Here is a 20,407-nt window from a genome sequence, read left to right as displayed (position 1 = left end):
ATGACAAGTCGACTAGTCAAGTAGTCGACTGCGCCATTTGTTCAGAATTGCCTAGACATGTGCACCAGCGGGCTCGGGAACCGCCGTCGGGCCGGGGTTTGCGCCGGGCGTGCCGGTTTCGCCGGGAAGGGCGATCGGCGCGGGCGCGGGGAGGAAGCGGGCGAGCGGCCGCGGCAGCCACCAGTTGCGCTCGCCGAGCAGCACCATCGCGGCGGGCAGCAGCACGATCCGCACGATCGTCGCGTCGATCAGCACCGCCGCGGCGAGGCCGACGCCGATCTGCTTGACGTCGAGCTGGCTGAGCGTCGCGAAGATGCCGAAGACGGCGACCATCACCACGGCCGCGCTGGTGACCACGCCGGCCGTCTTCGTCAGCCCGTAGCGGACCGCGTCCGGCGTCGACATGCCGCCGTCGACCGCCTCACGGATGCGGCTGAGGATGAAGACGTGGTAGTCCATCGACAGCCCGAACAGCAGCAGGAACATGAAGACGGGCAGCCAGGTCGTGATCGAGCCGTCGGGGGTGAAGCCGAGCAGCTCGTGGCCCCAGCCCTCCTGGAAGACGAGCACGAGCACGCCGAACGCGGCCGCGATCGACAGCACGTTCAGCACGACCGCCTTCAGCGCGACGACGAGCGAGCGGAAGCTGACCGTCAGCACGACGAAGCTCAGGAGGAGCACGAGACCGACGATCAGCGGCCCGCGCCCGACCGTGTCGGCGCGCTGGTCGGCGGAGGCCGCGGTCGCGCCCGCGACGTCGGCGCGCAGGCCGGCCCGCTCCAGCGTCGCCGGGATCAGCTCCTCGCGCAGCGCGTCGAGGCCCTGCTCGGACTGCTCGTCGTTGCCGGCGCCGCGCAGCGGCACCGCGATGCGGGCGGTTTCGCCGGCGTCGTTCAGCTCCGTCACGACGGGAGAGCCGATCCGATCGTCCGCTCTGAGGACGCTCTCGAACGCCGCGAGCGCGTCGGCGCGGGCGCCGTCGCGCAGGTCGCCGCCGGTCACGACGACGGTCGCCGGCACGTCGCCGCCGGGGAACGCGGCGTTGATCCGCTCGGCCGCCTGCGTGACGGCGAGCTGTTGCGGCAAGGCGTTGGTGCCGTGGTCGGCCAATCTGAGGCCGAAGACGGCCGGCGCGGCGAGCGCGAGCAGGAGCGTCAGCGCCAGCAGCGCCGAGACGAGCGGCTTGCGCAGCACGACGTCGACGACGCGAGGCGTGATCCCGGTCGGGGCGCCGGTCGCGGCGCGCTCGATCCGGCGGGCGCGGCGGGCGCGCACGAAGGCGATTCGCTCCAGCGGCAGGCGACCGCGATCGACGCGGTCGCCGAGCCAGGCGAGCAGCGCCGGCAGGACCGTCAGCGAGCCGACCATCGCGAGCACGACGACGACGATGATCCCGGCCGCGAAGGAGCGGTAGTAGGGGCTCTCGGCGAGGAACATGCCGGCGACGGCGGCGACGATCGTCAAGCCGGAGACGAGCACGGCATGACCCGACGTCGCCGCGGCGGCCTCGATCGCGGCCGTCTCGCCGCGGCCCGCGTCGCGCTCCTCGCGCGCCCGGCGCTGGTAGAAGAGCGCGTAGTCGACGCCGACCGCGAGCCCGACGAGCAGCACGATCGAGTTGACGTTCTCCTCGAACGGAACGCCGTGGCTGAGCAGCGACAGCAGCCCGATCGCGGCCGCGACGGCGCTGAGGCCGAGCGCGACCGGCACGAGCGCCGCGACGAGCGCGCCGAAGGCGATCGCCAGCACCGCCAGGGTCAGCGGCACCGCGCTCAGCTCCGCGCGTCTGAAGTCCTTCGTCGTCTGGTCGGTGATCGCCTTGTCGATCGAGCCGTCGCCGGCCTGCGAGATCCGCAGCTCCGGGTGCGCCTCCTGCGCTCTGGCGAGCAGCGCCAGCGACGGCACGACCGTCTCGGCGCCGTCGTCGATCGAGCCCTTCAGCTCGAACTGGACCAGCGCGGCGTGGCCGTCTCTGGCCAGCAGCGCCGCGCCGCCCGGTTCCAGCGGCGAGCTGACGGCGGCGACCGAGGGGAGCGCGCGCAGCCCGTCGACGAGCTGGTCGACGCCGGCGTCGAAGGCCGGCTGGCCGGCGCGCGTCGTCGCGCTCTCGATGAGGATCCGCTCCTGCGCTGGACGCGTGAAGTCGTTGTCGTTGAGCGTCTGCTCGGCGCGGCCCGACTCGCCGAGCCCCTTCTCGGTGACGCTCAGCGTCGACATCCCGACGCTGCCGCCGGCGACCGTCAGCAGGACGACGAGCGCGATCCAGCCGAGGATCGCGCGGCGGCGGTGGCGGACGCTCCAGCGCCCGGCCCGCGCCGCGATGTTCGCAAGCTTCATCAGAGGCTCCTTGTGCGTGGGGAGGGGAACGGCATTGCGGCGATGCTCCCGCCGCACCCCCTCCCGGCGCATCGGGGGAACCTCCCGCCCGATCCCCGACCGGCCCCTTGGCGCGGCGCCTCCGAGCCCCGGCGCCGGTCTACGCTGCGGTGCATGAGCTACCGCGTCCTGCCCGCATCCGAGGCCTTCTGGCGCCCCTCGAACATGATGGGCGTCGACAACACCGACCTCGCCAAGCAGCTGCAGGCAACCGCGCTCGGCGCGCGGATGTGGCGGCTGAAGCCCGGGCAGGCGTCGACCTGGCACCGCCACACGACGCAGGAGGAGCTGTACGTCGTGCTGGAGGGGACCGGTCGCATTCGCGTCGGGGAGGAGCGGCTGACGCTGCCGCCGCTCTCGACGCTGCTGGTGGCGCCGCGCACGCTGCGGCAGGTCTTCAACGACACCGACGCCGACGCGCTGTGGCTGGTCGTCGGCACGCCGCTGGAGGCCGCCAACACGCTGGAGATGACGGAGGAGACGCTGAAGGACCTCTATCCGGACGGTCCAAGAGCGCTGCCGCCGGAGTTGAGCTGAGCGCACGCGCGCCACTACAATCGCGCCGACTCCACGGACGGAAGGCGGCGGCATGGAAGCGGCGAGCGATCGCAAGGCAACGCTCGGCAGGCGGGTGGCAGCGCCGCTCGCGCTCGCCCTGACCGCCTGCGCGCTCGCGCCGGCGCTCGCCTCCGCCGCGACCTACGGCGTCTCGAACACGACCGACACGCCGGTCGGCCAGCCGTGCGCGGGCTTCACCACCTGCTCGCTGCGCGAGGCGATCACGTCGGCCAATGCCGACCCCGGCACCGACGCCGTCCTGCTCACGGCCGGGACCTACACGCTCGTCAACGGCGAGCTGGGAATCGACGAGAGAGTGACGATCGCGCGCGTCGGCGCTGGGGCCGCGGCGATCGACGCAGCGGGCAGCTCGCGGATCTTCCGCATCGTCAACGCCGGCGACGTGAGACTGAGCGCTCTCACGCTGCGCAACGGCGCGGTCAACGGCGCGATGGCGACCGGCGGCGCGATCTTCGTCTCGGGCGGGACGCTCGGACTCGAGAACGTCGACCTGATCGGCAACAGCGTCGCCGGCAGCTCGTCTCCCGTCGGCGGCGGCGCGATCACGGCCGAGGGGACGGCGCTGACGATCAACGACAGCGCGTTGACCGGCAACGCCGCGACCGGCAGCGGCGGCGCGGTCGAGGGCGGCGCGATCTTCGCCTACGGCGGCTCGACGCTCGCGCTCCAGAACAGCGTGCTGAGCGACAACGCGGCGACGAACAGCTCCTCCGGCTCGCTCGCCCGCGGCGGCGCGGTCAGCGCCGGCGGCACCGTCACGGTGACCGGCACGCAGATCCGCGACAACGTCGTCCAGCAGACCGGCGGCGGCGCCGGGCGCGCCCACGGCGGCGGCCTGTCGGTCGTCGGCGGCAGCGCTTCGGTGACCGACAGCGAGATCGCCGGCAACAGAGCGCTCAGCGGCGACACCGCGACCGCGGTCGGCGGCGGGATCTCCAGCGACGGGGCGACGCTGACGGTGACCGGCTCGCGCGTCGGCGGCAACCTGGTCGACGCCGGGGTCGGCGACGGCGGCGGGATCGCGCAGCTCGGCGCGAGCGTCGCCGTCAGCCGCTCGACGATCGACCGCAACGAGATCTTCAACGACGGGATCGACGACCGCTCGACCGGCGGGGGCATTGCGGTCCGGCGCGACGCGGTCGCGAGAGGGACGCTCGCGCTCGTCAGCTCGACCGTCGCGGGCAACTCGATCGCCGGCACCGAGAGCGGCTGGGGTCCGGTCGCGCCCTACGGCGGCGGCATCTTCGCGCCGTACGGGCTCACGGTCCGCTCCAGCACGGTTGCGCGCAACGCCGTCGCGATCCCGGTCAGCGGCTTCGCCTTCGGCGGCGGGATCGCTGCCGGGGTCCTCTTCGAGGCGCCCGGCAGCGTCTCGATCAGCGGCTCGCTCGTCGCCGCCAACACCCAGGCGAGAGGCGGCCAATGCGCCTTCGGAGCCATCACCGACGGCGGCTTCAACCTGCTCGAAGGCGGGTTGACCGGCGGCGACGACTGCGCGGGGACCCTTGCCGGCAGCAGCGTCACGCCGGCCGACGCGCTGATCGGCCCGCTCGCCGACAACGGTGGGCGATGGGAGACGGTCGCGCCGCTGCGCGCGAGCCCGGCTGTCGACCTCGGGCCGCTGCCCGGCGCCTCGTGTCCTGGCCCCGACGCAACCGACCAGCGCGGCGCGCCACGGCCGTTCAGCATCGCCTGCGACGCCGGCGCGGTCGAGCTGCGGTGGGGCGACCTCGTGCCGGCACAGACGGCGGTCGACTTCGGCGCCGTCGAGGTCGGCGCCGTCAGCCCGGTGACGAGAGTCACGCTGGAGAACGTCGGCCCGCTCGGAGTGCCGGTCGCGCTCTCGCTGAGCGGCCCCGACGCCGGTGACTTCAGATTCACCGAGAACTGCCCGGCGATGCTGTCCAGCGGCGCCAGCTGCACGCTCCAGATCACCTTCGCGCCGAGCGCGGTCGGCCCGCGCGTCGCGGCGGTCGAAGGGTTCGAGGACCCGATTGCGCTCAGCGGCAGCGGAGCCGTCGCGCTCGCGCAGCTGACGCCGGCCGCGCACGACTTCGGCGCGCGCTTGATCGCCGACGGCCCGAGCGCGCCGTTCGCGTTCACGCTCGCCAACGGCGGCGACGCGCCACTGGACGTGGACGAGATCTCGCTCGACGGCGTCGCCGTCGGCTTCGCGCCCGGCGGTGTCGCGCCCGCGGGCGCCTCCTTTTCGGTCGACGCCAGCGCCTGCGCGGCGCCGGTCGCGCCGGGCGGCTCGTGCACGCTCGCCGTCCGCTTCGATCCGATCGCTGCCGGGGCGGTCAGCGCGACGCTGACCGCCGCGACCGACGGCGGCACGGTCAGCGCAAGCGTGAGCGGCACCGGCACCGTCCCCGATCCGCCGGTCGACCCGCCCGTCGATCCGCCGGTTCCGCCACCGGCCGCGCCCCCGGCGCCGCCCGTCGATCCGCCGGCCGCCCCGCCCGCGGCCCCGCCGGCCGGCCCGCCGTCGACGCCGGCGCCGCCGAGAGCTGTACCCGCGCCGCGCCTGACGCTCGTCGCACCCGCGACGGTGACCGCGGGCGAGGGCGCACGCGGCACCTCACGCGCGACCTGCCGTGTGCGCGACGCGACGCTGCGCGGCTGCACCGTCGTCGCGACCGCGCGCGTCGGTGGACGGGAGGTGGTGGTGGCGCGCGGCGCGGCCTCCGCCTCCCGCGGCCGCGCGCTGACCGTCGCGCTGACGCCGACTCGCCCGGGCGCCCGGCTGCTCGCCGACGCGCTCGGCGGCCTGCGCGTCACGCTGCGCGCCGCGGCGCGCACGACCACCGGGCGCAGACTGACCGCGCGCGCGTCGAGCCAGATCTACGCCGCCGTGCAGACGCTGACGCCGCCGCCGGCGCTCGGCCCGCTGTTCGCGCCCTACTCAGCCGAGCTGACCGCCTCCGGCCGGCGCTTCCTCGCGACCGCCGCGCGCCAGCTCGACGGCACGGTCACGACGATCGAGTGCCGCGGCCACGTCGCGCCGCTGATCGAGGGGCTCGGAGCGACGCCGTTCAGCGACCGCCTCGGCCGCTCCCGCGGCGCCGCCGCCTGCGCCGCGCTGAAGCGGGCCGGCCTGCGCGCCGCCCGCTTCGTCGCCGCCAGCGCCGGCAAGGACGACTCGCGCGGCACCGCCCGCGACGCCTCCGGCCTCGCGCTCGACCGCTACGTCACGCTGGTCGTCAGACGGGGGTAGCGGCCCTACGGCGTCGGCAGCGCGTTCGCGAGCATGCGGTGACCGGTGACGCTGGGGTGGATGCCGGTGTCGCCGCTGATGATCCAGGGGAGCGGGTTCGACGTCGCTATCGTCGCCGGGCCGGGGCAGAAGGGGCCGCCGAGCGGGTCGTACTCCAGCTCGTCCTGGGTCGCGGTCGACTGGACGCTGGCGCCGTCGACCTTGCCACCGTCGCCGCAGTCGTAGTTCGACGGGTAGAGCTGGGACATGTCGCTGCCGACGAAGAAACGCGGCGGAGAGACGATCCGCAGGCGCGGGGAGGTCGCGGCGGCCGTCGTCGCGAGCGTCTGGTTCAGCAGCTCCGACATCCGCTCCAGCTGCAGCGAGCTGTACGCGAGCGCCGAGGACGGGATCGCGAGGTGGTACTGCATCACGAGGATCCGCGTGCGGGCCGGCGAGTTGGCGGCGAGGTCTCTGTAGAGCGCTGACAGGTTGTCGGTCAGTCTCGCGGCGGCGAAAGCGTTCTGCACGCATCTGGTGAAGCCGCCGAAGAGATCGGACCAGAGCGCGCACTTCATGTTGTCGATGCCGAACAGCACATCGCTCAGCAGCGGGTTGGCACCGAGCGTGAAGACGAGGTAGTCGGGTGCGGCCGCCATCGCCGCGGCGGTGTATCTGTGGAACTGGCCGCCCGGCGCCCAGTCGCCCGGCGCCGAGCCGGTGACGGCGTAGTTGGCGAAGTTCGTGATCCCGTTCCAGCCGGCCCAGCGCGCCGGCCACGCGATCAGGTTCGAGAGGCCGTAGTCGGGCGCGTACACGAGCGGCCCGGCGTTGCTCGTCGTCAGCGAGTTCGACGAGCAGGCGTCGTACAGCTGGTTGGTCGGCCGGCAGCCGGGCAGCTGCGTGATCCCCATCTCGCTGCGGTCGTAGAAGTAGCCGAAGCCGGCGGTGACCGAGTCGCCGATCGCGCGCACGGAGGTCGTCGGCGCCAGGCCGCTGATGCTGACCTGCAGCGGCACCGGGACGAGCACGCTGTCGGCGGCCGACACGGCGGCGGCGCGCGGCGTCGAGGCCCGCAGCGGCTGGCCGCGCAGCACCAGTCCGTCGGGGCCCTGGTGCGGGCCCGCCGATCGGTAGACGAACCGGCCGCCAGCGCGCCGTACAGCGGCGTGGGCCGCTCTTCTCGCCAGCGACCAGCGCAGCGGCGCCGTGCAGACCGGTGTCGCTATCGCGTGACTGCGGCCGCGCTCGACCTGCTGCAACGGCGGCGTCTCGCACAGCAGCGGCGCGCCGGCGCCGGCCGGCTGGACGGTCCGCCGCACACGGTCGCTCGAGCGCACCTCGGCGCGGCCGTCACGCTCGATGTCGAGCACGGCCTCGGCGCGCACGTCAGCGACCAGGCGGCCGCTGCCGTGCAGCAGCCGCTCGAGCTGTCGCGCCGGCAGCGGCACGCGGTGGACGAAGCCGAAGGAGCGCCGCAGGTCGGCCTCCTCGACGTGCAAGCCCGCTGACAGCAGCGGCGCCGAGCGTCTGTCGACCACGACGCGGCCGCCGTCGAGCAGCCGCACCCGCACGCTGCCCGGCCGTCCCTTCATGTGGCGCGGGTAGGTGACGGCGACGAGGATGCCGGGCTTGCCGGCCGCAGGGGAGGCGAGCGCGACCTGCCCGATCGAGACCTTGGGGACGCTCGTCGTCGCGCCATGCGCGGCGTCGGCGACCCCGGCGGCGAGCGCCGCCGCGGCCATCGTCCCGATCACGCCCGTCCTCGCCCGCACCATCGCCGACCCCCGATCCGCCGCGCCGCTCCGTGCTGCGCATTCGCCAGCAGTACAGCACGGAAAGCGGCGGATCGGGTCTGCGATGGACTACTTCACGAGGAACGAGCTGCGGCTCGTGAGCTTGCTGCCGTAGGCGCGCGTGCGCAGCACCAGCTTGCCACTGCCGGCTGGCGCTCTGACGCGCATCATGTACATGCCGGTGCGGCGGTCGACGAGCGTGCGCCCGACCGCTCTCAGCGCCGTCGAGCGTCTGCACGCGGCCGCGCCCGCGCCGCCGTAGGCGCGCACTCTGCGCAGCGTGCCGAGGCGCGTGAGGTCGACGCGGCCGCGCAGCGTGATCGTCGTCCCGCGCACGGTGACGGCGCTCAGCACGTTCGCGCGGCGCACCTTCACCACTCTCGAGCTGGCGCTGCCGACGACGGCGCGGTAGCCGCCCGCGAGCCGTGCTCTCGCCGCTCGCGGCGCCGTCACGGCGGCGCCGAAGCGGCCGCCGGCGTCGGTCACGGCGCTGCCGACCGGCTTGCCGGCGAGGTCGACGATCGTGACCGCCGTGCCGGGCGCGTAGCGCGTCAGGCCGGAGACGGTCACGCGCGTGCCGCGCACGGTCACGTCGGTCAGCACGAGGTCGCCGCCGAAGCAGTGGCCGAGCACGGTGCCGAAGCCGCCGGGATCGGTGACCGGGATCGGGCCGCTGCCGGTGCCAGAGCCGCCGCCGGTCCCACCGCCGCCCGCGCCACCGCCACCGCCACCGGCGGCGCGCGTCACGGTCGCGATCGGCGTCGTCGCGGAGTTGCCGGCGCCGTCGGTCTGCACGACGCGGATCGTGTAGGCGCCGGCCGCGTCGGGCAGGTCGAGCGTCGCGCTGTCACCGCTCGGAACCGGCACGCTCAGCACGACGTTCCCGGCTCTGTCGAGCACCTCGATCGTCGCCGTCGCCGCGTCGGGCGCGCGTCTGAACGTCACCAGCAGCGCGTCGGGCGCGCCGCTCGTGCTCGGCGCCGGACCGGCGTCGGGCGCGGACGTGTCGAGCGTCGTTCTCGTCTCGGGCGTCAGCGACGAGAAGCCGTTTCCGTCCTGCTGGCGCACGCGGACGCGGTAGTCGCCGTCGCGCGCGGGCAGCGTCACGACGCCGCCGTTCCCGGTCGGCAGCGACAGACCGGCGACGACGTTGCCGGCGCCGTCGAGCACCTCGATCGTCGCCAGCGTCGTGTCACCGGCGCGTCTGAACGAGACCGTCCGCTCGCGGCTGTTGCTGGCGCCGGTCACGGTCGGCGCGTCGCCGGGCAGCGGCGCTCCGCGGTCCAACTCGACCGCGGTCCTGCCCGTCACGGCGCTGTTGCCGGCGGCGTCGGTCTGTCTGATGCGCACCGCGTAGCTGCCGTCGGCGTCGGGCAGTCTGATCGACCCGCTGCCGCCGGCGGCGACCGCGACGCTGCCGACCACGCTGCCGTTGACGTCGAGCAGCTCGATCGTCGCGCTGGCGGCGTCGGTGGCGCGCGCGAACGTCACGTTCCGGTCACGCGAGATCACCGCGCCGGTGACCGTCGGCGCCGGGCCGGGGTCGGGGGCGGCGCGATCGAGCGCGACCTCCGTCTCCGGCGAGGTCGCCGTGTTGCCGTTGACGTCGCTCTGCGCGACGCGGACGCTGTAGCTGCCGTCGAGGTCGGGGAGCGTGACGGTCCCTCTGTCGAGACCGACCGGGACGGCCGCTCTGACGACGACGGTGCCGCCCGCGCCGAGCACCTCGATCACCGCGACGGCGGTGTCGCCGTCGCGCGTGAACGCGACGGTCCGCGTACGCGCGTTGCCGGCGCCGGTGACCGTCGGGGCCGGCCCGGCGGCGGGCGCGACGCGGTCGAGCACGATCCCGGTCGACGGCGTCACCGCGCTGTTGCCGGCGGCATCGCTCTGTCTCACGCGCACGTCGTAGCTGCCGTCGGCGTCAGGCAGTCTGATCGCGCCGCTCGACCCGCTCGGGACGGCGACGGAATCGATCACTCTGCCGTCTCTGTCGAGCAGCTCGATCGCCACGTCGGCGGCGCCCGGGGCGCGCGTGAAGCTGACGGCGCGGTCGCGCTCGTCGGCGTCGCCGGTGACGCTCGGGGCCGGCCCGGCGGCGGGCGCGACGCGATCGAGCACGATGTCGGTCAGCGGCGTCACCGCGCTGTTGCCGGCGGCGTCGCTCTGTCTGACGCGCACGTCGTAGGCGCCGTCGAGGTCGGGCAGTCTGATCGACCCGCTGCCGCCGCTGGCGACCGGCTCGCTCACGACGACGGTCCCGTCTCTGTCGAGCACCTCGATCGTGGCGGTCGCGCTGTCGGCGTCACGCGTGAACGTGACGGCGCGCTCGCGTTCGTTGCCGGCGCCGGTCACCGTTGGCGCGGGGCCGGCGGTGGGGGCGAGGCGGTCGAGCAGCGCCTCGGCGACCGGTGAGGTCGCGCTGTTGGTCGCGGCGTCGGTTTGTCTGATGCGGATCTCGTAGGCGCCATCGGCGTCGGGCAGTCTGATCGAGCCGCTCGACCCGGTCGGGACCGCCACCGACGCCACGACGGTTCTGGCGCCGTCGAGCAGCTCGATCGTCGCGGTCGCCGTCGTCAGGTCACGCTGGAAGGTGACGTCGCGGTCGCGGCTGGTCGCCGCGCCGACGACGGTCGGCGCCGGGCCGGGGCTCGGCGCGACGCGGTCGAGCGTGACCGGCGTGCCGGCCGTCGTCGAGCTGTTGCCGCCGAGGTCGGTCTGTCTGACGCGGATCGTGTAGTCGCCGTCGGCGTCCGGCAGTCTGATGCTGCCGCTGTTGCCGAACAGGACGCTCGTCGTCGCGACGACGGTGCCGTCTCTGTCGACCGCCTCGATCGTCGCAGTCAGCGTCGTCAGGTCGCGGTCGAAGGTCACGTCGCGGTCGCGGCTGTTGCCGTCGCCGGTGACGTTGGGCGCGCCGCCGGAGCTGGGCGCGGTCGTGTCGACCGTCGCGATCCCGCTGAGCGAGGTCGCGGCGTTGCCCGCGGCGTCCTGGAAGGTGAGCCGCACGCGGTAGTCGCCCTCGGCGGCGCCGAGCTGGACGATCGCGGTGCCGCCGGTCGCGGTGACCGGGGCGCCGACGTCGGCGCCGCCGCCGTCGATCACCTGGGCGCTGACGGAGACGACGTCGCCCGGCGCGGTGAACTCGACCGTCCGCTGCGTGTCTCTGGACACCTGCGGTCTGACGAGGATCGCGACGCCGCTGACGTCGGGCGCGACGCGATCGAGCACGGCCGGGACCGTGGCGCTGGTCGACGACACTCTCGCGGCGTTCTCGCGCACGACGCGCACGCCGTAGGTGCCGTCGGCGTCGGGCAGCACGATCGCGACGGTGCCGTCGCCGTCGCCGTCGTTGACGGTCGCGATCACCACGCCGCCGCCGTCGAGCAGCTCGACGCTGGCGTCCGCGACGTCGCCGGGGCGGTCGTACGTGACGGTGCGGTTGCGGTTGTTGCCGGCGCCGGTCACGACCGGCGGCGAGTCGGCCGGCGGCGTCGGCGCGACGAAGGTCGCGTCGAGCGTCTCGGCTCTGCCGTCGGCGTTGGTCGCGACGACGCGATAGTGGTAGGTCGCGCCCGGCGTGAGGCCGGCGAGCGGGATCGTGAACGGCTGGCTGCCGCTGCCGTTGACGGCGACCGGCGTGGTCGAGCTGCCGTAGGCGGCGGTCAGGCCGTACTCGGCGACGACCGAGGTCGCCAGCCCGGCCGGGTCGACAGCGCCGGTGATGCGCGGCGCGCCGGTCCCCGGGACGGTCGCGGTGAGGCCGCTCGGAGCTTCGAGGTCGGACAGTCTGAGGACGACGTCGTCGAGGTCGACGTTGCCGCTCGTGACGGCTGAGACGGAGGTCGTCAGCGCGGTGTCGAGCTGCACTCTGTAGCTCCGCCCGGCGACGACCGCGCTCGGCGGCACCGTCACCTGGACGGGGCCGAACGAGGAGGATGCCGTCGTGATCGGCACGCTCGCGACGAGCGTCGAGCTGGCCGGCGTCACGACGTCGATGATCCGCATGTCGAGTCTGACCGTGCCGATCGCCAGGAGGCTCGCGATCTGCGGCCGCACGTTGACCGCGAGCGTCGCGGCGTCGGTCCCGCTGGGCGCGACGAAGCTGGGCGACGCCCACGAGATCGTCGTCGTCGAGAGGACGCCGAGCAGCGTGCCGAAGCTGCTGCGCAGGAAGCCGTCTCTGGCGCCGCCGCTGCCGTTGGCCGGCTGGAAGCTCGGCGTCGCCGAGGGACAGGTCACGCCTGGTATGCAGACGAGGCCGTTGTAGTCGACGACGCTGCTCCAGCCGCCGTTGGTGGTGCTGAACGTGCGCGCCTCAGCCGGTGACGGCTGCAGCGTGACCTGCGCGGCTGACGCCGTGCAGCTGTGGACGGCGATCAGCACCAGCGCGATCAGCGCAGCGCAGATCGCATGCCTCCCGGACATCGATCTTCTCCTAGTCGTCGGTACCCCTGCCAAAGGCAGCCGGCCTCCCGCCGCTGCCACTACCTGCCTACTGATCGGCAGAACTTGACCAATGGATGACCAGAAAAGAAGTTTCTATGCGCCCAATTTTCTTGAGTGCATGAAACACAATTGAGGGAGAATCGCTAAACCTGCCCATAGCTCATCACCGGGCGGTGCCGAGCTGGCGCGCGTGAGCGCCACCGCGGAGCGGTTCAGGCGAGTCGATCGGAGCGCGGGAGCGCAGCGACCGTCGCGGCGCTGCTGACGGCGCCGACCTCGGCCGGGACCTCGCCGAGCTTCACCTTCGCGGTGAAGCCCAGCTCGCGCCCGAGCGGCTTGAAGAAGTCGTCGTAGTGGGTCGGCACGACGACGGCGGGGTCGATCCGCCGCAGCACGCGCTCCCAGTAGCGCGGCGTGACGCTGCGCCCGGCGACGCCGGCGAGGAAGAGGTCGACCGGCTCGGCCCTGAGCGCCTCGTCGATCAGGTCGGCGCTGCCCTGGTGGTAGAGGCTGACACCGGCGACCTCGATCCGGATCCCATAGACCGCGCCGCAGCGGTAGGCGCCGCAGCGCAGCCCGTCGAGCTGCTCGCAGGTCAGCTCGCCGTCCATCGGCACCTTGCGGCCGAACAGCAGCTTCGAATGTCTGCTGGGTGTGAAGGAGACGACGAACGGCCCCAGCTCGTAGCGGCGGTAGGGGACGACCTCGACCGCCAGCTCGCCGAGCCCGTGCAGGCCCATCAACGTGCCGAGCGAACTCGAACCGTAGGCGTTGCAGCGGTGGCGGCGCGCGATCGCGGGCGCGTCGACGGCGTGGTCGAAGTGGGTGTGGCCGACGAGCACGCCGACGACCTCGGCGGTGCCGCCGTCGCCGGGGGCGAGGTAGCGCTCGACCAGCGGCGCCTGCGGCAGCGCGACGCGGCGCAGCAGGATGTCGCGCAGGCTCGCGCGCGAGACGTACGGATCGATGAAGAGCGAGGCGCCCTGGTAGGTGAGGCGGTAGCCAGAGACTCCGAGCCAGGTCACGTCGAGGCCGGGCGGGAGCGGCAGCGGCACGCGCTCCAGCTCACGCAGGGCGGCCTGCTGCTCGGCCGTCTCGCTCGCGCGCGACATCGGCCGCCTCAGCGCGGCGCGCCGAAGGTCATGCGCGCCTGCGGCAGCACGAGCGCGCGATGGCGGCCCGGCAGCAGCCAGGCGGGGAGGGAGGGGCCGCTGCTGGAGATCTCGGCGCTCGCCAGCTGGGCGCGGCCGCTGACAAAGATCGGGATGTCCAGCTCGCGCTCGTCCGGGGTCAACTGCACGTCGCGCAGCGGGAAGCGGATCGGCAGCCGACGGCGGCGCGGCGATACGGTCGCGGCCACCGACCAGGCGCTCGGCCCGTGCGTGCCTTCGCCGCGGACGCTGAACGGTCCCTCGCCGAGCTGCGGCGGCGCGGCCGTCCACTCGAACGCGGCGAGCGTCTTCGGCAGCGCCCAGTTCGCCCGCCCGCCGTGGATCGAGGGCAGCGAGTCGACGGCGATGAACGGCACGACGGAGGCCGGCAGCGGTGTGCGCGCGAGCAGCACCGGCGCCGCCAGCACCTCGCTGTAGGGGCCGACCGGCGTGTCGAGGTAGCGGATGAACGCGCCGATCGTGAGCGGGATCGTGCGCTCGCCGCGCAGGCGCGGCGGCAGCAGCTCGGCGGCGCCGTCGGCGGCCGGGTGGAACCACATCACCGCCTGCACGCGGGTCTGCCACGGGGCGGCCGCGGAGCGGTCGGGCAGGCGCGAGGCGAGCGCGTCGCCGAGCGTGCACTCGGGCACGCCGTCGACCCGCTGCAGCGGGTGGGTGGCGGGAGACGCGGTCATGTCAAGGATCTTCCCACGTTGGCCAGCCAGCCAGGAGCGGTTGTCACATAGGCTCCCGCGCATGACGGAACCCGCCACCGCCGCACGCGGCCGCTTCGTCGTCGTCGAGGGCCTCGACGGCGCCGGCACCACCACCCAGGCCGAGCGCCTCGCCGCCGCGCTGCGGGCGCGGCGCGGCGTCCCGGTCGAGCTGACGAAGGAGCCGACCAACGGCCCGCTCGGCGCGGTCCTGCGGCAGGCGATCGAGGCGCGCCTGACGCTCGACCCGGTCGCGCTCGCGCTCGCCTTCGCCGCCGACCGCGCCGACCACCTCTTCAACCCCGTCAACGGCGTCGTCGCGGCGCTCGAGGCCGGCCGCTGGGTCGTCTCCGACCGCTACGTGCTGTCGTCGCTGGCCTACAACCGCGGCGGGACCGTCTCGCGCGAGTGGGTCGCGGAGCTGAACCGCCACGCGATCGCCCCGGACCTGACCGTCTTCGTCGACGTCGACCCGGAGATCTGCCTCGAGCGGATCGGCGGTCGCAGCAGCGCCGAGGAGCTGTTCCACTCGCGCGAGCAGCTCGTCGCGATCGATCGCAACTACCGCGAGCTGATCGAGGCCGGCCACGTCACCGGGCCGCTGGCGCGGGTCGACGGCAGCGGCACGATCGAGCAGGTCGAGGCGGCGATCTGGGCGGCCGTAGAGCAGGCGACCGACGAGTAGGTACGGAAGTACACTGCGGGCGTGCCAACGAGAGCTGTCGGTAGAACCCCTTTGAGCAGCGCCTCCGGCGACCGCGCGACGCCCACGCGCGACGGCGCAAGACCCCCGCGCAGAGCGAGACCGCGCGGACCCAACGACCCCGGCCGCCGCGACCGGATCGCGGCCGCCGCGCTCGAGGTCGCGCTGCTGCAGGGCGTCGGCGCCGTCTCGCACCGCAACGTCGCCGCCGTCGCCGGTGTCCCGCTCGGCTCGACGACCTACCACTTCAGAGGGCTCGACGACCTCCTCTCGGCCGCGATGGAGCAGGCCGCGGCCGCCTACGCCGAGCTGCTCGTCACGTGGTCGGGCGCGATAGCCGACGGCGCCGACGTCGTCGACGCGCTCTGCGACCTCGTCGAGCACAGCCTCGGCCCGGGCCGCGAGCGGCTCGTCGCCGAGTACGAGCTGTACTTCGCCGGCCTGCGGCGGCCGGCGCTGCGCCCGGTCGGCAGCGCCTGGAGCGGCCTGCTGACGCTCGTGCTCGCCCAGCACGTCGACGAGGTGACCGCGCGCGAGCTGGCGATCGTCGTCGACGGCGTCTTCGTCAACGCGCTCGTGACCGGCGGCGAGCCACGCCGGCCCGATCTCTACGAATTGCTGCGCAAGATCAGCGGCTGAAGAGGACCGCCGCGACCGCGGTCGCGAGGTTGAGGCTGGAGACGCCGTCGCGCATCGGGATCCGCAGCCGCGCGTCGGCGCGCGCCAGCAGCGCGTCGCTGAGGCCGTGGCGCTCGGTGCCGAAGGCGAGCACCGCGCCCGGCGGGATCGCCGCCGCCGGCAGCGGGTCGCCGTCGGGGTCGAGCGCGACCAGCGGCCGCGGCGCGGGATCGAAGCCGTCGTCGGCGCGCCCGACCGGCAGCGCGTAATGGAGGCCGGCCGCGCCGCGCAGGGCGGCGGAGTCCCACGGGTCGCGCGCGCCGGTCGTGACGACGCCGGCCGCGTCGGCGGCCGCGGCGACCCGCACGACCGCGCCGACGTTGCCGAGGTGGCGGGGATCCTCGAGCAGGACGATCGGGCGGGCGACGTTCCCGGCCAGCAGCCCGCCGAGGTCGAACGGCGGCCGGCGCGCGATCGCGGCGACACCGGTGTGGGGCGGGCGCGGGAAGCCGAGCGCGCGCAGGGCGGCCGGCTCGACCGGCTGCACGAGCGTCTCCAACGCGGCAGCCACGTCGGGCGCCAGCGCGGCCGACAGCTCGGCCAGTTCGTCAGGGTCGCTCGTCACGGCCGCCTCGACGACGGCACCGAAGCGGAGCGCGTGCTTGAGCGCGTGAAAGCCCTCCAGCACGACGAGCGAGGGGTCTTCGCGGGCGGCGAAGAAGGAGGCGGCGAGCGCGGGACTCACAGCGCCCGCCCCTCCTCAGAGCCCGTTGCAGCGGTGATCTAGCGCGGGCCGCCGCGGCCGCGGCGCTCGCTGCGCTCGCCCGAGCCGGGCGGCGCCACGTACGGCAGCAGCGCCAGCTCGCGGGAGCGCTTGACCGCTCTGGCGAGCAGCGACTGGTCGCGGCGCGAGAGGCCGGTCATGCGACGGCCCTTGATCTTGCCGCGCTCCGTCAGGAACTGTCTGAGGCTCTCCGGATTGCGGTAGTCGATCGCCGCGGCGACGTCCTTGTGGACGGAGCGGCGCTTGCGGGATGCATCGGCCGTGGGCTTGCGGCGACGGCTCTTCTGAGGCGCGGGCATCCGGCCATTGTACGTAATGGCAGCCGCGGCGGACGGATCGCTTCGTGCAGGCGGCTCGCGCGGTCGCGCCGTACGGCAGGATGCGCGGATGCAACAGACCGAGTACGCCGCCCAAGACGGGCTCGCGCTGGCCGAGCTGATCGCGGCGAGAGCGGTCACCGCCGCCGAGCTGCTGGCCGTCGCACGCGAGCGCGCGCGAGCGGTCAACCCGCGCGTCAACGCGATCGTCCGGTGGATGGACGGGATCGCCGAGGAGCGCGCGGCCGAGCCGCTCAGCGGCCCGTTCGCGGGCGTGCCGTTCCTGCTCAAGGACCTCGGACAGGAGTACGCGGGGCTCGCCTCGGCCTCCGGCTGCCGCGCGCTCGCGTGGACGCCGGCGCCCGAGCACGCGACCGTCGTGCGCCGCTGGCTCGACGCCGGCCTCGTCGTCTTCGGCAAGACGAACACGCCCGAGTTCGGCGCCAAGGGGATCACCGAGGCCGAGCTGTACGGCCCCGCGCGCAATCCGTGGGACCTCACGCGCACCCCCGGCGGCTCCTCCGGCGGCGCGGCGGCGGCCGTCGCCGCGGGCGTGATCCCGGTCGCCGGCGCCAGCGACGGCGGCGGCTCGATCCGCATCCCGGCCGCCTGCTGCGGCCTCTTCGGCCTCAAGGCCGGGCGCGGCCTCGTGCCCTCCGGCCCCGCTGCCAGCGAGTCGCTGCACGGTGCCGCGACCGACGGCGTGATCTCGCGCAGCGTGCGCGACAGCGCCGCGATGCTCGACCTGCTCGCCGGCGCGGAGCCGGCCAGCGCCTTCGCCCCGGCGCGCTTGGAGCGGCCGCTGCGCGAAGAGGTCGGGCGCGAGCCCGGCAGACTGCGGATCGGCTTCCTCTCGCAGTCGGTCGTCAACCCGCAGCCGCACCGGCAGTCGGTCACCGCCGTCGAGGACGCGGCGAAGCTGCTGGAGCAGCTCGGTCACGCGGTCGAGCCGGTCGCGACGCCGTACGACGACGCCGCGCTCGCGCGCGACTTCCTGCAGCTGTGGTTCGTCTACGTCGCCTATCAGGTCGAGCAGGTCAAGCAGCTCACCGGTGCCGGCGACGACGGCTTCGAGCAGGACACGCTGATCATGGCCGCGCTCGGCCGGCGCCTCTCCGGCGTGGAGCACTGCGCGGCGCTGGAGCGCCGCCACGAGCACGTCGCCGCGCTCGCGCGCTTCCACGAGCAGTACGACCTGCTGCTGACGCCGACGCTGGCCGAGCCGCCGCCGAAGGTCGGCGCCTTCGACACGCCGCGGGCGCTGCGGCCGTTCGCGTCGCTGCTGTTGAAGACGAACAGCGCCGGCGTGCTCGCGCGGCTCGGGATCGTCGACAGAATGATCGACGAGAACCTCGGCTGGGTCCCGTTCACGCAGCTCGCGAACCTGACCGGCCGCCCGGCGATGAGCGTGCCGCTGCACTGGACGCCGGAGGGGCTGCCGCTCGGCGTGCAGGTCGTCGCGCCGCTCGGCGGCGAGGGGACGCTGGTGCGTCTCGCCGCGCAGCTCGAGCAGGCGCGTCCCTGGACTGACCGCCGCCCTTCCCTCTAGCCTTTATCCTGGTTTCTGGTCATGGCGAGCACGACGGACGATCATCAGCTGCGGGCAGACGCCCGGCGCAACCGCGACGCGGTGTTGGTCGCCGCGCGCAAGGTCTTCGCGGAGGAGGGGCTCACGGCGCCGCTCGACCTGATCGCGCGGGAGGCCGGCGTCGGCCGCGCGACGCTCCATCGCCGCTTCCCGACGCGAGAGGCGCTCGTGTCGGCGATATTCGACGACAACATCGAGGAGCTTGCGCGGATCGCCAGCGAGACGGTCGACCCGGCCGCGGCCTTCGTCGACACGCTGATCGCCACGGTCGAGATGCTCGCGCGCGACGCCGGCTTCGTCGACCTCTTCAACCGCAACGCGCTCGCGGCTGAGGCGAAGGCCGACGTCGGTCTGCGCTTCCTCGCGATCATGGACGAGCCGTTGAGACGGGCGCAGGAGGCCGGTCGCGTCAGGCCCGACCTGCGGCTTGACGACGCGCTGCTGCTCGTCGACATGCTCGGCGGCGCGATGCAGGTCCCCGATCCGGCGCGCCCCGGCGACCGCCGACAGCGCGCGGTCGCCTTCGTGCTCGACGCGATCGTGCCGGCCGGTGCCCCGCGTCCGCTGCCGCTCGACGCGCGCGACGGCGGCTGATCAGCGGCCGCGCCCGGCCGGCGTCAGCGTCAGCTTCCATCTGATCGAGCCGGTCGAGGTCGTGCGCCCGTTCCCAGGCTGCCATCTGATCTCGTCTCTGTCTCTGAGCGCGCCCTTGATCTCCACCGTGCGCGTGCCCGCGAGCAGCGCCGCGGCGCTGAAGCTCGCGCCGGCCGGTGCCGGCTCGTCGAGGCCGAAGTCGGGCGGGCCCTGGACCATGCACGTGACGAACGGGATCGGCTGCTCGTCCTTCTCGTGGACGGAGAAGAACGCCTTGCGGCGACCGAAGCCGAACGTGACGTCGTAGGAGGGGATGCGCGAGCCGCAGTCGGTCTCGCGCGGCGGATCGGTCACGTCGCCACCGCCGCATCTGCCGGGATAGGAGCCCATCGCCACGTGCATTCTGCGCACGCGCATGCCGGCCGCGTCGAGCCCGTTCGTGGTCATGTCGGCCATGTCCCAGCTGCCGTACTTGAAGACGACCGGGTTGTTCTTGGAGAGGTGGTAGGCGAGCACCTTGACCGGTCTGCGCGTCTTGATCTGCCATCTCTCGTCGCCGGAGCCCTCGGACCAGAAGCGGTGGTAGCAGTCGCTGCGGGAGACGAAGCGCGGCATTCTCCAGGCGACCTCCTGCGTCATCTCGAACGTCGCCAGCCAGCGCGCCTGCTTGGGGACGGCCGCCGGTGCCGCGGTGCTCGCGGTCGCCAGCAGGGACAGCGCGAGCAGCGCCGCGGCGAGCGCGATCCGGCGCGCGCTCAACGGCCCGCTCCCGCGGCCCCGCCGGCCGGCTTCAGCGTCAGCTTCCAGCTGATCGACCCTCTGGTCGTCAGCTTGCCGCTGCCCGGGTTCTTCGTGATCACCTGCGACGCCTTCGCCGCGCCCGCCAGCACGACCGTGCGGCGGCCGCTGAGGAGCGCCCCGACGTCGTAGCGGGCGGGCGCCGGCGCGCCGTCCTCGACGCCGTAGTCGGGCGGCCACTGCACATTGCAGTTCTTGAACATCGGCGTAAGTCCGAGGTGCTTCTGCTGCGTCGAGAAGTAGGCCTTGCCGCGCGCGAGCCCGACCGTCACGTCGTACTCCGTCAGACGTGTGCCGCAGTCGGTCTTCGCGGGCGCGAAGACCTCGGACTCGCCGCCGCAGTCGCCGGGCTCGCTGCCGCCCGCCTGGTGCTGTCTGCGGACGATCATGCCGGCGCTGAAGAGGCCGTCACCGCCCATCGCGAATCTGTCGAAGGTGCCGTACTTGAACGCCACCGGCACCTGCTTGGAAAGACGGTAGGCGAGCACCTTCACCGGTCTGCGCGTCTTGATCTGCCATCTCTCGCTGCCGGAGCCCTCCTCCCAGAACTTGTGGAAGCAGTCGCTGGTCGTCGTGTATCTCGGCAGCTTCCAGTCGGCTTCTTGGGTCATCTCGAACGTCGCCATCCAGCGGGCTTCCGGGGCGGCGGCGTCTGCTGCGGCCGGCAGCAGCGCGAGCAGCATGGCGGCGAACAGGGTGGAGGGCTTCTTCATGCCGCGACGGTATGGGCCTCGCGGCGCGGTGA

General features: G+C 73.8%; 15 protein-coding genes. 6 read left to right on the top strand and 9 right to left on the bottom strand.

Going from position 1 to position 20,407, the window contains the following annotated elements; all coding sequences use genetic code 11:
• Nucleotides 1-51: 51 nt before the first annotated feature.
• Nucleotides 52-2,337: an MMPL family transporter gene (locus R7226_RS14765; protein ID WP_318597942.1), complete on the bottom strand. Its 2,286-nt coding sequence runs from the start codon at nucleotides 2,335-2,337 to the stop codon at nucleotides 52-54.
• A 153-nt stretch (nucleotides 2,338-2,490) separates the two neighbouring features.
• On the opposite strand from R7226_RS14765, the gene R7226_RS14760 reads away from it, so the two are divergent.
• Both R7226_RS14760 and R7226_RS14755 read left to right on the top strand, forming a co-directional pair.
• The gene (locus tag R7226_RS14760; RefSeq protein WP_318597941.1) at nucleotides 2,491-2,913 is read left to right on the top strand and encodes a cupin domain-containing protein; all 423 of its coding nucleotides are present in this window, start codon (nucleotides 2,491-2,493) and stop codon (nucleotides 2,911-2,913) included.
• A 52-nt stretch (nucleotides 2,914-2,965) separates the two neighbouring features.
• The gene (locus R7226_RS14755) at nucleotides 2,966-6,172 is read left to right on the top strand and encodes a choice-of-anchor D domain-containing protein (protein ID WP_318597940.1); all 3,207 of its coding nucleotides are present in this window, start codon (nucleotides 2,966-2,968) and stop codon (nucleotides 6,170-6,172) included.
• Nucleotides 6,173-6,177: 5 nt separating this feature from the next.
• Here the strand turns inward: R7226_RS14755 and R7226_RS14750 are convergent, their stop codons facing one another.
• The 4 genes from R7226_RS14750 to R7226_RS14735 all read right to left on the bottom strand — a co-directional run bounded on the left by R7226_RS14750 (nucleotide 6,178) and on the right by R7226_RS14735 (nucleotide 14,242).
• Nucleotides 6,178-7,908: an SGNH/GDSL hydrolase family protein gene (locus R7226_RS14750; protein ID WP_318597939.1), complete on the bottom strand. Its 1,731-nt coding sequence runs from the start codon at nucleotides 7,906-7,908 to the stop codon at nucleotides 6,178-6,180.
• A 108-nt stretch (nucleotides 7,909-8,016) separates the two neighbouring features.
• Nucleotides 8,017-12,375 carry a beta strand repeat-containing protein gene (locus R7226_RS14745; RefSeq protein WP_318597938.1) on the bottom strand — a complete coding sequence of 1,453 codons (4,359 nt, stop codon included), beginning with the start codon at nucleotides 12,373-12,375 and terminating at the stop codon, nucleotides 8,017-8,019.
• A 233-nt stretch (nucleotides 12,376-12,608) separates the two neighbouring features.
• Nucleotides 12,609-13,508 (bottom strand): MBL fold metallo-hydrolase, encoded by a 900-nt coding sequence (locus tag R7226_RS14740; protein WP_318597937.1) that lies wholly within the window; start codon nucleotides 13,506-13,508, stop codon nucleotides 12,609-12,611.
• An 8-nt stretch (nucleotides 13,509-13,516) separates the two neighbouring features.
• Nucleotides 13,517-14,242, bottom strand: a complete 726-nt coding sequence (locus R7226_RS14735) for an acetoacetate decarboxylase family protein (RefSeq protein ID WP_318597936.1) — start codon at nucleotides 14,240-14,242, stop codon at nucleotides 13,517-13,519.
• Nucleotides 14,243-14,303: 61 nt separating this feature from the next.
• Between R7226_RS14735 and tmk the strand changes: the two genes are divergently transcribed.
• Together tmk and R7226_RS14725 are read left to right on the top strand one after the other, a co-directional pair.
• Nucleotides 14,304-14,945: a dTMP kinase gene (tmk, locus tag R7226_RS14730; protein ID WP_318597935.1), complete on the top strand. Its 642-nt coding sequence runs from the start codon at nucleotides 14,304-14,306 to the stop codon at nucleotides 14,943-14,945.
• A gap of 21 nt (nucleotides 14,946-14,966) precedes the next feature.
• Nucleotides 14,967-15,602: a TetR/AcrR family transcriptional regulator gene (locus R7226_RS14725; RefSeq protein ID WP_318597934.1), complete on the top strand. Its 636-nt coding sequence runs from the start codon at nucleotides 14,967-14,969 to the stop codon at nucleotides 15,600-15,602.
• Here R7226_RS14725 and R7226_RS14720 read toward each other — a convergent pair.
• Together R7226_RS14720 and rpsR are read right to left on the bottom strand one after the other, a co-directional pair.
• Entirely contained in the window at nucleotides 15,592-16,326 is a 735-nt protein-coding gene (locus R7226_RS14720) for a TrmH family RNA methyltransferase (protein ID WP_318597933.1), read from the bottom strand. The genes R7226_RS14725 and R7226_RS14720 overlap by 11 nt on opposite strands.
• Before the next feature lie 38 nt (nucleotides 16,327-16,364).
• Nucleotides 16,365-16,664 (bottom strand): 30S ribosomal protein S18, encoded by a 300-nt coding sequence (gene rpsR / locus R7226_RS14715; protein ID WP_318597932.1) that lies wholly within the window; start codon nucleotides 16,662-16,664, stop codon nucleotides 16,365-16,367.
• An 88-nt stretch (nucleotides 16,665-16,752) separates the two neighbouring features.
• On the opposite strand from rpsR, the gene R7226_RS14710 reads away from it, so the two are divergent.
• Nucleotides 16,753-18,231, top strand: a complete 1,479-nt coding sequence (locus R7226_RS14710; RefSeq protein ID WP_318597931.1) for an amidase — start codon at nucleotides 16,753-16,755, stop codon at nucleotides 18,229-18,231.
• Nucleotides 18,232-18,252: 21 nt separating this feature from the next.
• Complete coding sequence (locus R7226_RS14705; protein ID WP_318597930.1) at nucleotides 18,253-18,864, top strand: TetR/AcrR family transcriptional regulator; 612 nt, start codon at nucleotides 18,253-18,255, stop codon at nucleotides 18,862-18,864.
• On the opposite strand, the gene R7226_RS14700 is transcribed toward R7226_RS14705, so the two are convergent.
• The gene (locus R7226_RS14700; protein WP_318597929.1) at nucleotides 18,865-19,623 is read right to left on the bottom strand and encodes a hypothetical protein; all 759 of its coding nucleotides are present in this window, start codon (nucleotides 19,621-19,623) and stop codon (nucleotides 18,865-18,867) included. It abuts the gene before it with no gap.
• Nucleotides 19,620-20,375, bottom strand: a complete 756-nt coding sequence (locus R7226_RS14695; RefSeq protein ID WP_318597928.1) for a hypothetical protein — start codon at nucleotides 20,373-20,375, stop codon at nucleotides 19,620-19,622. Before R7226_RS14695 ends, R7226_RS14700 begins: the two co-directional genes overlap by 4 nt.
• Between the last annotated feature and the right edge of the window lie 32 nt (nucleotides 20,376-20,407).

It is taken from the genome of Conexibacter stalactiti (genome assembly GCF_033542075.1).
GTDB classification, from domain to species: Bacteria; Actinomycetota; Thermoleophilia; order Solirubrobacterales; family Solirubrobacteraceae; genus Conexibacter; species Conexibacter stalactiti.
The sequence above is the reverse complement of the archived record's forward strand: the minus strand, read 5'-3'. Positions and strand labels throughout refer to the sequence as shown.

What these genes read in the sequence shown, in the direction of transcription:
- R7226_RS14745 (WP_318597938.1), bottom strand. Translation starts at nt 12,375, where the DNA reads ATGTCCGGGAGGCATGCGATCTGCGCTGCGCTGATCGCGCTGGTGCTG.
- R7226_RS14740 (WP_318597937.1), bottom strand. Translation starts at nt 13,508, where the DNA reads ATGTCGCGCGCGAGCGAGACGGCCGAGCAGCAGGCCGCCCTGCGTGAG.
- R7226_RS14695 (WP_318597928.1), bottom strand. Translation starts at nt 20,375, where the DNA reads ATGAAGAAGCCCTCCACCCTGTTCGCCGCCATGCTGCTCGCGCTGCTG.
- R7226_RS14710 (WP_318597931.1), top strand. Translation starts at nt 16,753, where the DNA reads ATGCAACAGACCGAGTACGCCGCCCAAGACGGGCTCGCGCTGGCCGAG.
- rpsR (WP_318597932.1), bottom strand. Translation starts at nt 16,664, where the DNA reads ATGCCCGCGCCTCAGAAGAGCCGTCGCCGCAAGCCCACGGCCGATGCA.
- R7226_RS14765 (WP_318597942.1), bottom strand. Translation starts at nt 2,337, where the DNA reads ATGAAGCTTGCGAACATCGCGGCGCGGGCCGGGCGCTGGAGCGTCCGC.
- R7226_RS14735 (WP_318597936.1), bottom strand. Translation starts at nt 14,242, where the DNA reads ATGACCGCGTCTCCCGCCACCCACCCGCTGCAGCGGGTCGACGGCGTG.
- tmk (WP_318597935.1), top strand. Translation starts at nt 14,304, where the DNA reads ATGACGGAACCCGCCACCGCCGCACGCGGCCGCTTCGTCGTCGTCGAG.
- R7226_RS14760 (WP_318597941.1), top strand. Translation starts at nt 2,491, where the DNA reads ATGAGCTACCGCGTCCTGCCCGCATCCGAGGCCTTCTGGCGCCCCTCG.
- R7226_RS14705 (WP_318597930.1), top strand. Translation starts at nt 18,253, where the DNA reads ATGGCGAGCACGACGGACGATCATCAGCTGCGGGCAGACGCCCGGCGC.
- R7226_RS14755 (WP_318597940.1), top strand. Translation starts at nt 2,966, where the DNA reads ATGGAAGCGGCGAGCGATCGCAAGGCAACGCTCGGCAGGCGGGTGGCA.